11 protein-coding genes are annotated in these 13985 nt (G+C 39.2%); 10 read left to right on the plus strand and 1 reads right to left on the minus strand.

Annotated features, from left to right (window positions below; all coding sequences use genetic code 11):
* The first annotated feature begins 50 nt into the window (after window positions 1-50).
* The 4 genes from DRW42_RS27085 to DRW42_RS27100 all read left to right on the plus strand — a co-directional run bounded on the left by DRW42_RS27085 (window position 51) and on the right by DRW42_RS27100 (window position 7401).
* Entirely contained in the window at window positions 51-1550 is a 1500-nt protein-coding gene (locus DRW42_RS27085) for a TPM domain-containing protein (RefSeq protein WP_113951987.1), read from the plus strand.
* A 201-nt stretch (window positions 1551-1751) separates the two neighbouring features.
* On the plus strand, window positions 1752-2729 hold the full coding sequence (locus tag DRW42_RS27090; protein ID WP_113951988.1) for an SH3 domain-containing protein: 978 nt from the start codon (window positions 1752-1754) through the stop codon (window positions 2727-2729).
* Between the two features lie 641 nt (window positions 2730-3370).
* Window positions 3371-5305, plus strand: a complete 1935-nt coding sequence (rpsA, locus tag DRW42_RS27095) for a 30S ribosomal protein S1 (RefSeq protein ID WP_055906480.1) — start codon at window positions 3371-3373, stop codon at window positions 5303-5305.
* Between the two features lie 419 nt (window positions 5306-5724).
* Window positions 5725-7401 (plus strand): beta-N-acetylhexosaminidase, encoded by a 1677-nt coding sequence (locus tag DRW42_RS27100; RefSeq protein WP_113951989.1) that lies wholly within the window; start codon window positions 5725-5727, stop codon window positions 7399-7401.
* Here the strand turns inward: DRW42_RS27100 and DRW42_RS27105 are convergent.
* Complete coding sequence (locus DRW42_RS27105) at window positions 7398-8324, minus strand: helix-turn-helix transcriptional regulator (RefSeq protein WP_113951997.1); 927 nt, start codon at window positions 8322-8324, stop codon at window positions 7398-7400. The genes DRW42_RS27100 and DRW42_RS27105 overlap by 4 nt on opposite strands.
* A gap of 302 nt (window positions 8325-8626) precedes the next feature.
* Here DRW42_RS27105 and DRW42_RS27110 point away from each other — a divergent pair, with 302 nt between their 5' ends.
* From DRW42_RS27110 to DRW42_RS27135, 6 genes are all read left to right on the plus strand, one after another.
* Window positions 8627-10132, plus strand: a complete 1506-nt coding sequence (locus DRW42_RS27110; protein WP_113951990.1) for an aldehyde dehydrogenase family protein — start codon at window positions 8627-8629, stop codon at window positions 10130-10132.
* A 240-nt stretch (window positions 10133-10372) separates the two neighbouring features.
* Window positions 10373-10747, plus strand: coding sequence for a DUF779 domain-containing protein (locus DRW42_RS27115; RefSeq protein WP_113951991.1), 375 nt, complete (start codon window positions 10373-10375; stop codon window positions 10745-10747).
* A gap of 247 nt (window positions 10748-10994) precedes the next feature.
* Window positions 10995-11201 (plus strand): hypothetical protein, encoded by a 207-nt coding sequence (locus tag DRW42_RS27120; RefSeq protein WP_113951992.1) that lies wholly within the window; start codon window positions 10995-10997, stop codon window positions 11199-11201.
* A 168-nt stretch (window positions 11202-11369) separates the two neighbouring features.
* Entirely contained in the window at window positions 11370-12191 is an 822-nt protein-coding gene (locus DRW42_RS27125) for an aminotransferase class IV (RefSeq protein ID WP_113951993.1), read from the plus strand.
* Between the two features lie 403 nt (window positions 12192-12594).
* Complete coding sequence (gene pyrR, locus DRW42_RS27130) at window positions 12595-13143, plus strand: bifunctional pyr operon transcriptional regulator/uracil phosphoribosyltransferase PyrR (RefSeq protein WP_113951994.1); 549 nt, start codon at window positions 12595-12597, stop codon at window positions 13141-13143.
* Window positions 13144-13146: 3 nt separating this feature from the next.
* Window positions 13147-13985 (plus strand): aspartate carbamoyltransferase catalytic subunit (locus DRW42_RS27135; protein ID WP_113951995.1); only part of this gene is annotated, 839 nt, incomplete at its 3' end.

Genomic DNA, 13985 nt, shown 5'->3' on the forward strand with positions numbered 1-13985 from the left:
GGCACTTAAGTTGTTATTGTTGCAGTTAAACACATACACCTTAATTTACGATGCTCAAATCCCATTTACTTAAAGCCATTACCCTGTTTTTACTGTTTTTTGCTGTAAACCTAACATTTGCACAAAAAGCTTATCAGGTAAAAGACATCCCCGACCCCAAAAAAAACGGTGGAGGTTATGTAAGCGATCCCGATGGTATTTTAGGTAACAGCGCGGTTTCTGAACTAAACAGTACAATTGCAGATTTCGAAAGTAAAACGAATGTTCAGGTTTCAGTGGTTGTGGTTAACGATTTCGACCATGATAAGGAGGATTTTGATTTTGCGTACGAACTGTTTAATACCTGGGGAATTGGTTCTAAAACGAGCAACAATGGTTTACTATTGTTTATCTCCAAGGAGCGACGAAAATACAGATTTATTACGGGCACGGGTGCTGAGGGCGTTTTGCCGGATGTGAAGCTAAAACATATTGCAGAACAGGAACTTCTCCCAGCTTTTAGGGAAAATAATTTTGCCAATGGCATTGTAAACACCATTAATGCCATTGGTGAGGTAATTCTAAAACCCGAGAATAAATCGGAACTTAACCAGTTTTTTACCCAACATGAAAGTAATAGTTTGCTGGAGAATTTCTGGCTACCAACCGGAATTATCCTACTGGCATTTTTTGGCGTGTTCAAAATCGTAAACAAGCAGGCTAAAAATGGTTTAAATCAAAAAACCTTTGATAAGAACAACAGTTTTGATACTACCATAGCGAAAGGTTGCGGGGTGATTTTCTTCATTGCATTCGTTTCTGTCTTCGTATTTGTTTTTACCGGGGCTTTTGATCTTTTCAAAAACATCAGGCTGGCACATGTTCCTTATATTCTTTTCGCTGTTTTAGCAATAGCACTGTTCTTCAGGTATCTTTTCTACATTTCGGCATTACGTAAGGCACACCATGACGATAAAAACTTTTTTGATTCTGTTGTCGCTTTCCATAAAAAAAACTGGTGGTTAGTTCTATTCTCTCCTATAATTTTAATTGCGATTATACTCCATTTGATTAAGCGCGTTAAGGCTATCGATCGTTTCAAACCAATTCTGGACAGTAAAAGCAACCCAATGGTCAGAGTAGATCGTGATATCAACATGGAAGGCGAGCCTTTTTTAACAAAGGGGCAACGCATAGAAGAGCTGGTAAAAGCTTACGATTACGATATCTGGGAAAGTACAGATCATAAAGAGCATATTATAAAAGCCTGGCCAGCTGAAGCCTATAATCAATATACCGAATGTCCGGATTGCTATTTTAGAACCTACCAACTCAATAAACGTGTAACCATAAGGGCAGCAACCTACAGCCATGATGGACAGGCCAAACTGATTAATGAATGTAGTTTTTGCAAAAAAACAGAATTTATAAAGTGGATTACTCTTGCCATGCTAACCAGATCCAGTTCATCTTCTTCTTCTTCATCCAGCGGCAGCAGTTCTTCATCGTCATCGGGCAGTAGCTGGGGTGGTGGCAGCAGCAGCGGTGGTGGTACTGGTGGAAGCTGGTAGGTTTAACGGAATGAGAAAGTATCTTCAATTTAATACTGGATATGGTGATCACGGCAGAATGTGCAAAAATCTTTTCCCTCTTCTGGAACCATTAGTAAAAGAATTTCTATTTTTGGCATCATAATGGCTCAAATACATCTTAAATCTGATGCCATTTTTTGCAGTTAACGCTCTGTTAAAGCATCTACCAGAAAGAACAACATGACTAGAATCTTATTCCTATTTTTCGCCCTCACTATCTTTACAACCAACATTAATGCACAGGATATGTACCGTGTTACGGCCGACAAATTACGGGTGCGGGAAACAAAAGATGCTAAAAGCAAGATTATCGGCTTCATTCCGAAAAATGAAAACGTTGCCGTTTTAGATGCTACTGATGCTAAAGTTTACAGGGTGAAATTAAAAAACGGTGAAGGTTGGGCAAGTAAAGATTTCCTCGAAAAAATTGTCCCGGCTGCTAAGCCGGCAACTCCACAGGTCAATACCCCGCAACCGGCCACAACACCTGCTGCAACAAGCAATGATATATACCGAAGTACAACAGACGATTTACGTGTGAGGGAAAAAGCCGATCCGAAAAGTAAAATTGTTGGCCATTTACCCAAAAATGAAAATGTAGCGGTTATCGATTCATCAAATACGAGTTTCTACAAAATAAAGGTTACCAATGGCGAAGGATGGGTAAGCAAAGAATTTTTGGTGAGGGTTTCGCCGGTAAAAACTGCTGCCGAAAAAACAACTGTAGCCGCATCGGTGCCTCAGGAAAATAAGAGTTATACCAACATTATCTTTTTTGCAGTGGTTGCTTTAATCCTGATTACCATACTCTACTTTTCAATAAAATATGGTAGCGGAAATAAATTTTTGATCGCTTTTTCGGTTATTGTAATCCTTGTAATCGGTTATTTCTGCTTCATTACGTTTATACAGGAAAAAATGGTTTCGGGCACTTTTGCCAGCAATGAAGATATCCAATATAAAACCTTCAACTTTAAATCGAAAGATTCGGTAACGGTTACCGATGCCTATACAGATTCTATTTTCACATCAAAATATGTAATCGATGGCGATATGATTAAATTATACGATCAACAGAACACGATTATGTTATTAATCAGGGATGATAAAACGTTAATTGGCGAAGGTTTTACGAGAGGAACGTTTACGAAGAAATAATCCCAGAATCATCAAACGTTTTGCCCGTGATCCGTCCCGACGGGACGAATGATAAACGATGCAGCAAATTTTAAATCTGACCTTCCATTCAAACCAATTATAAACAATTGTGATAAACTTTAACCTAGTTCTACCCGTGATCCGTCCCACGGGATGAATGGTAAACGAATGCAATGAATTAAATCTGGCCTTCAATTCAAATAAATTATAAACGATTGTGATAAACTTAATTGGCGCGTCCCATCGGGACGCCTCCTGGGTAGAACGTTTGGTGGGCATTTGTATACAAACTTTGTTTTTAAACCCGATAGAGCAGTATAGCCCGGAACGTAGTGAGGACTATAAGCGATAGCGGGGCTGATGTTTCCGATGAAATACGGGCGCTCATTTTCAAATAATTAGCGCAGCTAAGCGATTAAATTCTAAAATAAAACAGCTACATTTTGGAAAAAGATGTGGTAAACTGAAATAACCACCCCGCCTTTCAGGCACCCTCCGAAGGAATCGGAGCAGGCCCTCTATGGGAGGGGAATTATAAAACGCTAAAAATCAGCAACATTTATTAAAAAAATCTTTTCTATTAATTAAAATATTTTTACCTTTGCAGTCCCTAAATAGGGAAAAAAGGAGATAATTAATTAATGGCTAAAAAACAAGTAGCAGAAAAAGAATTAGCAGCAAAAACAGCTGAACTTCAGGGAGAAGGCGGACGCCTGACTGAAAAAGAAACGATTGAATCAGAAGCTGATTCAGTTTCGATCGAATCGATCAAATCATCATTAGCAACACCAAGCGAAGATTTCGACTGGGATGCTGATGAAAAAGTTTTTGGTAATTACAATGATGCAGACCGTAAAAAGTTTGAAGATATGTATGCCGGAACATTCAATCAGATCACTAAAGGTGAGATCATCAGCGGTATTGTTGTTTCAATCAACAACAAAGATGTAGTATTAAACGTAGGTTTCAAATCAGACGGTTTAGTTTCTACTTCAGAATTCCGTGATACACCGGATCTAAAAATCGGCGATTCAGTTGACGTTTTCGTTGAAGCACCAGAAGATGCTAACGGTCAATTGATCCTTTCTCGCAAAAGAGCAAAAACCCAAAGATCATGGGAAGCGATTAACGAGGCTCTTGAAAATGATAGAATCATCAACGGTTTCGTTAAGAGCCGTACTAAAGGTGGTTTAATTGTTGATATCATGGGCGTTGAGGCTTTCTTACCAGGATCTCAAATTGATATTAAACCTATCCGCGATTACGATGTATACGTGGGTAAAACAATGGAATTTAAAGTTGTTAAAATTAACCATGAGTTTAAAAACGTTGTAGTTTCTCATAAAGTGTTAATCGAAGACGATTTAGAAAGCCAAAAAGTAGAGATCGTTTCTAAATTAGAAAAAGGTCAGGTACTTGAAGGTACTGTTAAAAACATTACTGATTTCGGTGTGTTCATCGATTTAGGTGGTGTTGATGGTTTACTTCACATTACTGATATTTCTTGGGGCCGCATAGAGCATCCAAAAGAAGTATTATCATTAGATGAAAAAATCAACGTGGTTGTTTTAGATTTCGATGATGAGAAAAAACGTATCGCTTTAGGCTTAAAACAATTAACTCCACACCCTTGGGAGAATTTAAGTACCGACATCCAAGTTGGTTCTAAAGTAAAAGGAAAAATCGTAACTGTTGCAGATTACGGTGCTTTCTTAGAAATCATCCCAGGTGTTGAAGGTTTAATCCACGTTTCTGAAATGAGCTGGTCGCAAAACTTAAGAAATCCACAGGAATTCTTAAAAGTTGGTGATGAGATCGAAGCTGAAGTTTTAACTTTAGACAGAGACGAGCGCAAAATGAGCTTAGGTATTAAACAATTATCTAACGATCCATGGCAAGAAGTTGCTGCTAAATTCCCAGTTGGAAGCAAGCACAAAGCAACTGTTAAAAACATGACTAACTTCGGCGTTTTTGTTGAAATCGAAGAAGGTATCGATGGTTTAATCCACATCTCTGACTTATCTTGGTCTAAAAAAGTAAACCACCCTAACGAATTCACTAAAGTTGGTGATGTATTAGACGTAGTTGTTTTAGAACTTGATGTTGATAACCGTAAATTAAGCTTAGGTCACAAACAATTGGAAGAAAACCCTTGGGATACTTTCGAAACGATCTTCACTTTAGATTCGGTTCACCAGGGTACAGTTGTTAAAGTAACTGATAAAGGTGCTGTTATTGCTTTACCTTATGGTGTAGAAGGTTTCGTACCAACTAAACACATGGTTAAAGAAGATGGGACTTCGGTTAAAGCTGAAGAAACCAATGACTTCAAAATCATTGAATTCAACAAAGAAGCAAAACGTATCGTAGTTTCTCACGCCCGTATCTGGGAAGAGGTTAAAGCTGAAGCTGTAGCAGAAGAAAGAAATGCTAAGAAAAAAGAAGCTAAAGCTGCTGTAACTGCGGTTAAAAAAGTTAAAGATTCTGTAGAGAAATCTACTTTAGGAGACTTAGACGTATTGGCTCAATTGAAATCGCAATTAGAAGGCGAAGAAAGCAAAGCTAAAAAAGGCTAGTTCTTTTTAACTGAATAATTTAATCCCGATAGCGAAAGTTATCGGGATTTTTTTTTGCTTTTTTTTGCCACGGAAACATGGATTTCTTTGATGGATCGTCAATTGTGGGCAGGCTTTCTCAGCCGACAGCCTGCCCCGATTTTCGGGAAGCAATCTAATTTTCATTCATCATATAAGAAATGTAAGAACAATGAAGAAATTTGCTGCATGAGCTTATATTTTCTTAAATGTCTTATATGGTTCAATATTTAAAAACGAAAGCAATCCTAAATCGGCAACTCCTGCCCCGCTGTCCGCTTTACTCCGTTACACTTCGTGCCCGCTCCCATCGGGTTTATGTAACATCTGTAATTCGTTCTACCAAACCTTTTCCGTTCATCCGTATAGAATGATTACTTTTGAAAACGAAATCACAGATTATGAGAAACCTGATCGTCTTATTTTTCCTTTGGGCATTTAGCTTTAATCTTTTTGCTCAGGAAATAAATATTATCCCGCAGCCTGCAGAAATTAGAACAAACAATTTTCCTAATGAAACATTTGCGATCGATAAATACACAGTTATTTCAATAAATGATTCTTCCATTTTAAATTCTGCACATTTTTTAAAAAATTATCTATTAAAACACTATCAAATAGATTTAAAAATAACCCTTAGCGAAGTGCAAACAAATTCAATTAGTTTAAATCTTCGAAAAAGCCAATATAAAAATCCTAATGAATATTTTCTTTCTGTCTTACCAAAAGCATTAGTCTCGGCCTCGTCAACAGCACAAGGCCTGTTTTATGCCATTCAAACAATAATTCAGTTGCTGCCCCAAGAAAAAGATTCATTAGGAAGATTGATAATACCTGCTGTTGAAATCACTGATTATCCCCGTTTCGATTACCGTGGTATGCACCTCGATGTAAGCCGTCATTTTTTTGATGTAGCCTTTATCAAACAGTACATCGATTATCTGGCCCTCCACAAAATGAATTATTTCCACTGGCACTTAACGGATGATCATGGCTGGCGGATCGAGATTAAAAAATACCCAAAACTGACTGAAATCGGGGCCTGGCGCAACGGAAGCATTATTGGCTTATGGCCCGGACAAGGAAATGAAAACATTAAATACCAGGTTCTACCAACAGAAGTAAAAATTACACCAAATAACGCTGTACTTAAAACCGATGGCATTAAACATGGCGGATATTATACCCAGGAGCAGATTAAGGATGTAATTGATTATGCGGCCAAACGTTACATCACGATTATTCCAGAAATTGAAATGCCTGCACACAGCATGGCCTTATTGGCTGCCTACCCGGAGCTTGGTACCGAACCCAATAAAAAATATGAAGTTGCCCAAACCTGGGGAATGATGAATAAATACAACAACGTTTTACAAGCTTCGGATACGACCTTTAAATTTCTGGAAAATGTATTAACCGAGGTAATGGACCTATTTCCATCGCCGTACATCCACATTGGTGGTGATGAAGCTTCGAAAGTGTGGTGGAAACAATCTCCTGTTTCGCAGGAAATAATGAAAGCAAACGGTTTGAAGAACGAAAGTGAACTACAGAGCTATTTTATCCGCAGGATGGAGAAATTTGTAAACAGCAAAGGCAAAACCATTATCGGCTGGAACGAGATTTTACAGGGCGGGTTAGCCCCAAATGCTGTGGTAATGAGCTGGCAGGGCGAAAAAGGAGGCATTGATGCCGCCAAACTACAACACAAAGCCATCATGACGCCAGAAATTAAAATGTATTTTAATCATGCCCAGTTTGTAAAGGAAGATAGTTTAACTGCCAATAAATTTTCGCCATTGATTGATGTATACAATTACGAACCTGTACCTGCTGGATTAACTGCCGAACAGGCAAAATACATCTGGGGTGGACAGGGCTGCCTTTGGAGCGAGTATATCACTAATCTGGCAAAAGTGGAGTATCAGCTTTTCCCAAGACTGGATGCCCTGAGTGAAATTTTGTGGAGTCCTAAAGAAAAACGCAATTATCCCGACTTTCAGAAAAGGCTTAAAACGCAGTTTAAACGCTACGATTTAATGGGCATTACCTACTCAAAAAGGTATTTGGAAAATTAATGGATTAAATGTTTTGCCGCCTGCAGCTGATAAGCCCCAGGTGTAATGCCCACAATCTTTTTAAATGCCCTGATAAAGTAATTGGCATCATTAAAACCCAGTTCGTAACTAATTGAGGCTACTTTCGTACCGGGCTGGGCAAGTAAAAGTTTTGCTTTGTTAATTTTTTCCGTCAGAATAAAATCATTCGGGCTGATGCCCAGTTCGCGTTTAAACAGGCGATAAAACGTTGCCTTGCTCATGCAGGCTTTATCGCTCAAACTATTAATGTTGATCTTCTCGTTCAGGTTTGATTTAATATAGTTCAGTACAAAAGCCAGGGGGTTCTGGTTGAGGTTATAACCTTCATCGCTGATTGTTTTAAGGTTTTGCGTTTGCATAATACGCACCAGCAGCTCTTTTAAAGTTAAATCGGCCAGTACATCTTTTTCTTTAGTGCGTTCGGAGCAGATACGGATCACCTTATTGATGAGGTAGGCAATTTCTTCGTTATTGTAAAAATGATATTCGTCGTAATTTAACAGCCACTTTTCGTTACTTCCCTCTTTCGGGAAAAACTCGTTTAAATAGGCAATTGTTTTCTGGATCTGTTCCTGATCAATGGCGAGAGCAATACATTGGGTGGGATTAAGGTTGGTAGCCTCGGGGAAGTCGATCTGCATGGTAACCGAAGGTGGAACAATAACAGTTTGACCGGGAAAATAATCAAATCCTTCTTTATCAAATAAATGCATCACTTTTTTGCCCCTGAGCATACTGGTGATCACAAAATCGTTAAACGTAAGCGGCACTTTATAGGATTGGGTATAGGTTTCGAAAACATTCAGCTCGCAACGCTCCAGGGTATACGAAGTTCTGTTTTCTACCAACGTTTGCAACGTTTCTGAAGCACTGAGTTTTACCTGATCCAATGTATGCTGCATAACAGAAAATATTTGATTAAACCAATTTAATACTATCAAATATAATGATTCCATCCACTTATTTTACCATTCAAAATACCAATTAATGTCAAGATAACGGCTTAATGCCCACGTTTCATATAGGTTACATTACCTGAAACAATAGTGCTACCATTTGAGCCGATTATACTACCTATCCGCATTGCTTTGCCATTAGGTTTGTATTAACCAAATCTTTTTAAACACAAAATCATTATGAGCAAGCCATCAAGATATTATTTCAGATCCATGCTCATGGTGGTATTTAAAATTCAATAATAATTATGGAAAATTTAATTGAGAAACCATCATTCAAACCCCATTACGATAACTATATCGGGGGAAAATTTGTAGCACCGGTAAAGGGGGCATATTTCGACAACATTTCTCCGATTGATGGCAAGGTATTTACCAAAGCAGCCCATTCTACCAAAGAAGATCTGGAATTAGCTGTTAATGCGGCGCATGAGGCTTTTAAAACCTGGAGCAAAACCTCTTCTACCGAACGGAGCATTATTTTGAATAAAATTGCACAACGGATGGAAGATAACCTCGAATACCTGGCTACCGTAGAAACCATTGATAACGGAAAAGCGGTAAGGGAAACCTTAGCTGCCGATTTACCTTTAGGAGTTGATCACTTCAGGTACTTTGCAGGCGTAATCCGTGCCGAAGAAGGTTCGTTATCAGAACTCGATCATAATACCGTTTCATTAATTGTTCACGAACCTATTGGTGTAGTGGCACAAATTATTCCGTGGAATTTTCCGCTTTTAATGGGGATCTGGAAACTTGCCCCTGCCCTTGCAGCCGGAAACTGTGTGGTGTTGAAACCAGCTGAAAGCACCCCGATATCAATTATGGTTTTAATGGAACTAATTGGCGATTTACTGCCTCCGGGTGTGGTTAATGTGGTAAATGGCTTTGGCGCAGAACTTGGCCGTGCATTGGTTACCAATCCAAAAGTTTCGAAAGCGGCATTTACAGGTTCTACCCCTACCGGAAGATTGGTGATGCAATATGCCACCGAAAATATTATCCCAGTTACTTTAGAATTGGGTGGAAAATCGCCAAATATTTTCTTTAGCTCGGTTATGGCAGAGGATGATGCCTTTTTAGATAAAGCAGTAGAAGGAGCAGTAATGTTTGCCTTAAACCAGGGCGAGATCTGTACCTGTCCATCACGTTTGCTGATTCAGGAAGACATTTATGAAAAATTTATCGCAAAAGTAATCGAAAGAACCGAAGCAATTAAAATCGGTAGTCCGCTGGATAGAACCGTAATGATGGGCGCTCAGGCTTCCAAAATCCAGTATGAAAAAATTGCTGCCTATATTAAACTCGGTAAAGAAGAAGGTGCTGAAGTTTTAACGGGTGGCGAAGTAAACGAATTGCCAGGCGAACTGGGTGGCGGTTACTACATTAAACCCACCATCTTTAAAGGCCATAACAAAATGCGGATTTTTCAGGAAGAAATTTTTGGTCCGGTACTGGCCGTTACCACCTTTAAAACTGTTGAAGAAGCCATTGAAATCGCAAACGATACTTTATATGGTTTAGGTGCCGGTGTATGGACACGTGATGCACACGAGCTTTATCAGGTACCAAGGGCCATCCAGGCCGGCCGCGTTTGGGTAAACCAATACCACGCCTATCCTGCGGGTGCTCCTTTTGGTGGTTATAAACAATCAGGCGTTGGCAGGGAAAACCATAAAATGATGCTGGGCCATTACCGCCAGACTAAAAACATGTTGATTTCTTACGATAAAAATAAACTGGGGTTCTTTTAGTGGATTATAGTTGTTGGTTTATGGCAAAAAAGGCTATTAGATCATGGTTTGATAGTTTATTAGTCCATAGCCTGGCGGATTATTGCAATTGCCTAATGACCGATATAAAATTTATGCGATAAATCAGGCGAGCAACAAGGCTATCAACCATTTGACCATGAACCATCAGACCATCAACCATTTGGCCATGAACCACCAACCATCAAAACCCTAAGCCATCAACAACAAAACAAAATCACAATGATAGAACGTATAGACAGTACAGCAAAAGCTAAAGAACTCATCGCAGTATTAAAAGAAAAACACGGTGAGCTAATGTTTTATCAGGCTGGTGGTTGCTGCGAAGGCACACAGCCCCAGTGTTTCGAAAAAGGAGGTTATTACCTGCGGATGAATGATGTTTGTTTGGGCGAAGTGGAGGGATGCGAGTTCTGGGTAGACAGGGATTTATTTGAGTATTGGAAATTTTCGCATTTTACATTAGATGTGCTGGAAGGTTTTGGCGTTGGCGGTTTTTCGTTGGAAACTCCCCTCCAAAAAACCTTTAAAGTGCATTACCGCTTATTTACCGAAGATGAATTGAAAAACTTAACTCCTGTAAAAACTGCAGAGTAATTGTTATTTATTTGGTTTAAACAGAGGCCGGTTTGGAATAATCCAGCCGGCTTTTTTAAGAAGCCGTCATCTCGACTGAAGCATCGCGGAACGGAGAGATCTATCGCGAGTGGAGTTGTCTGCAGCAGATTTCTCCACTTCGCTGCACTACGGTCGAAATGACGGCAGATGGGGAACTCTGCCTACAATGACGACTTTCCTTTCTCTTTTTAAAAATAAATGCAATCTTTGCATTCAAAATTAAGCCATGAGGAAAATTCTTGCTGTTATCTGCACCATTATTACCATATTCGCCATTAAAGAAGCGGTATATGTTTTCATTTCGCAGGAAGCAGATATGGTTAAACAGCGCCCAATCCTGATTGTAATTTCATTAAGTATCTGTATTCCTTTAATTTTACTATCGCTTTGGTTATGGTCGCCAGGCAGAAAGAAAAACGATCAACAAAACTAAGCCCCTGCAGGTCGTCACCCTGAATTTATTTCAGGGTCTATCTGGCAGAAAAGATGCTGATCCCGATGCAAAATCTGGGCAGAATGACGATCGAGTAAGGCAATTAGGCTAAAAATCGGTTACTATGAGTAAATATTAATCAAAATAAACTTTTTAAGCCATTGTACGATGTATATTTCGATCAATAATGAACTGTTTTTAGCGGAAGATGCTAATATTTCGGTATCCGATCTTTCTATCCAGAGGGGTTATGGAATTTTCGATTTTCTGAAAACAATTAACCACAAACCAATCTTTATTGAGGATTATTTTAACCGGTTTTACAACTCTGCAAAGGAAATGCACCTGGAAGTTGAGTTAAACCGCAAGCAGTTGCATGAAGCCATTTTAAAACTAATTGCCAGAAACAATATTGCTGATTCGGGTATCAAAATTATCCTCACCGGAGGTTTCTCAGCAGATGGTTATACCATGGTTAAACCTAACCTGATCATTATTCAAACACCTTTAAATATAATCGAAAATACGACCAATACAAGGCTAGCATTGGTTAGCTACAACCATCAAAGGCAGATTCCGCACGTTAAAACCATCGATTATCTGCAGGCCATCCGCTTGCAGAAATTTGTAAAGGAAAACGGTGCTGACGACCTGCTTTATCATAACAATGGCAAAGTGAGGGAATGCCCTAGGGCAAATTTCTTTATTGTTACAGATCATGAAGTGATTACCGCAAAAAATGAAATTTTAAACGGAATTACCAGAAAGAAAATTTTGAGCCTGGATATTCCCGATTATACTTTTGTGGAGAGAGATTTTACTTTAAACGAAGTTTACCAGGCCAAAGAAGCTTTTATCAGCAGTTCTACCAAAAATGCCTTTCCGGTTGATAAAATAGATGGAAAATTGATCGGCAATGGAAAAAAAACCATTACCAAATTGATTAACAACAAACTTTTGGAGCTGATAGCATTGGACCAGAAAGACTAAAGCTAAAAGACCAAAGCATAAAGACTAAAGAATAAAGCCATAAATTATAGCACCAAAACGGTCGAAGCGGTGGGTTTTTACCTTAAATAGTAGCAACAAGTGGCCACCTAAACCGGATGGGAACGACAGCTCCCGATTGAAAATCGGGACTACAGTGTACAGCCGGACTAACTTTAAAATAAAAAACAGCAATTGCTTTTCAAAATTTAAGCAGAAAGACTAAAACTCAAAGGATACATTATTAGAACAGACCTGTAATTTTGCAATTCAGTCTTGATACTTTTGTCTTGATACGATTATTTACATTTTGATAGAGAACATTTTAACAAGCAAACCGCAAAACAATCGGTATTCAACTTTACAACCTTAAAACATTTTTATATATTTGCCCAATCCTTCTTCAATGCAAAAGAAAACACTTCTTGACGGACAAAAAATTCAGATTACAATTAAGAGGCTTTGCCATCAATTAATTGAAAACCACGACGATTTCGCGAATACCGTTTTAATTGGCATCCAGCCGAGGGGTATTTATTTGGCAGACCGCATCCACCAGGAACTCGAGCAAATCCTGAAAAACAAGAAAATATTAAAGGGAAACCTTGATATTACTTTTTTCAGGGACGATTTCCGCCGTAAGGATGGCTTGGTAACCGCCAGCAGCAACTCGATCGATTTTATTATCGAAGGCAAAAAAGTAATTCTAATTGATGACGTACTTTGGACAGGCAGAACCATCAGGGCGGCATTGGATGCCCTGCTTGCTTACGGCCGACCGGAGAAAGTGGAACTTTTGGTTTTGATAGACCGCAGGTTTAGCAGGCATTTACCAATTGAGCCAGATTATATCGGCCAACAGGTAGACAGTTTAAACTCGCAACAGGTAAAAGTAACCTGGACGAGTGAAGGAAGTGAAGACAAAGTGATTTTAATATCGGATAACAATAAATAAAAAATGGCAGCAGAAAAACTATCAACCCGACATCTTTTAGGCATTAAAGATATTAACCGGAATGATATCGAATTGATTTTCGAAACTGCAGATAATTTCAAGGAAGTGATTAACAGGCCAATCAAAAAGGTACCTTCGCTCCGCGATATTACGATTGCCAATATTTTCTTCGAAAACTCCACCCGCACCAAACTTTCTTTTGAGCTTGCTGAAAAAAGGCTTTCTGCAGATGTAGTCAATTTTGCAGCATCATCATCCTCGGTAAGTAAGGGCGAAACGCTGATTGATACGGTAAACAACATCTTATCAATGAAAGTTGATATGGTGGTGATGCGCCACCCTTATGCTGGTGCAGGTCAGTTTTTAAGCAAACATGTTAAAGCGCAGATTGTAAATGCCGGCGACGGTGCGCACGAACACCCCACACAGGCTTTGCTTGATGCATTTTCGATCCGCCAGAAATTAGGCGACGTGGCCGGTAAAAAAGTGGTTATTGTAGGCGATATCCTGCACTCGCGTGTAGCCATCTCCAACATCCTTTGCTTACAGCGTTTGGGCGCAGAAGTAATGGTTTGTGGTCCAACTACACTAATCCCGAAACACATCCACCAACTGGGTGTAAAGGTAGAACATAACCTTATTAAAGCACTAAACTGGTGCGATGTAGCCAACATGCTGCGTATCCAGTTAGAGCGTCAGGATATTAAATATTTTCCTTCGCTAAGGGAATATGCCATGATGTACGGCTTAAATAAGCAAATCTTAGATAACCTCGACAAAGAAATCGTGGTGATGCACCCGGGCCCGATTAACCGCGGCGTGGAGATTACCAGCGATGTAGC

Source organism: Pedobacter miscanthi, from assembly GCF_003315595.1.
Taxonomy (GTDB): Bacteria; Bacteroidota; Bacteroidia; order Sphingobacteriales; family Sphingobacteriaceae; genus Pedobacter; species Pedobacter miscanthi.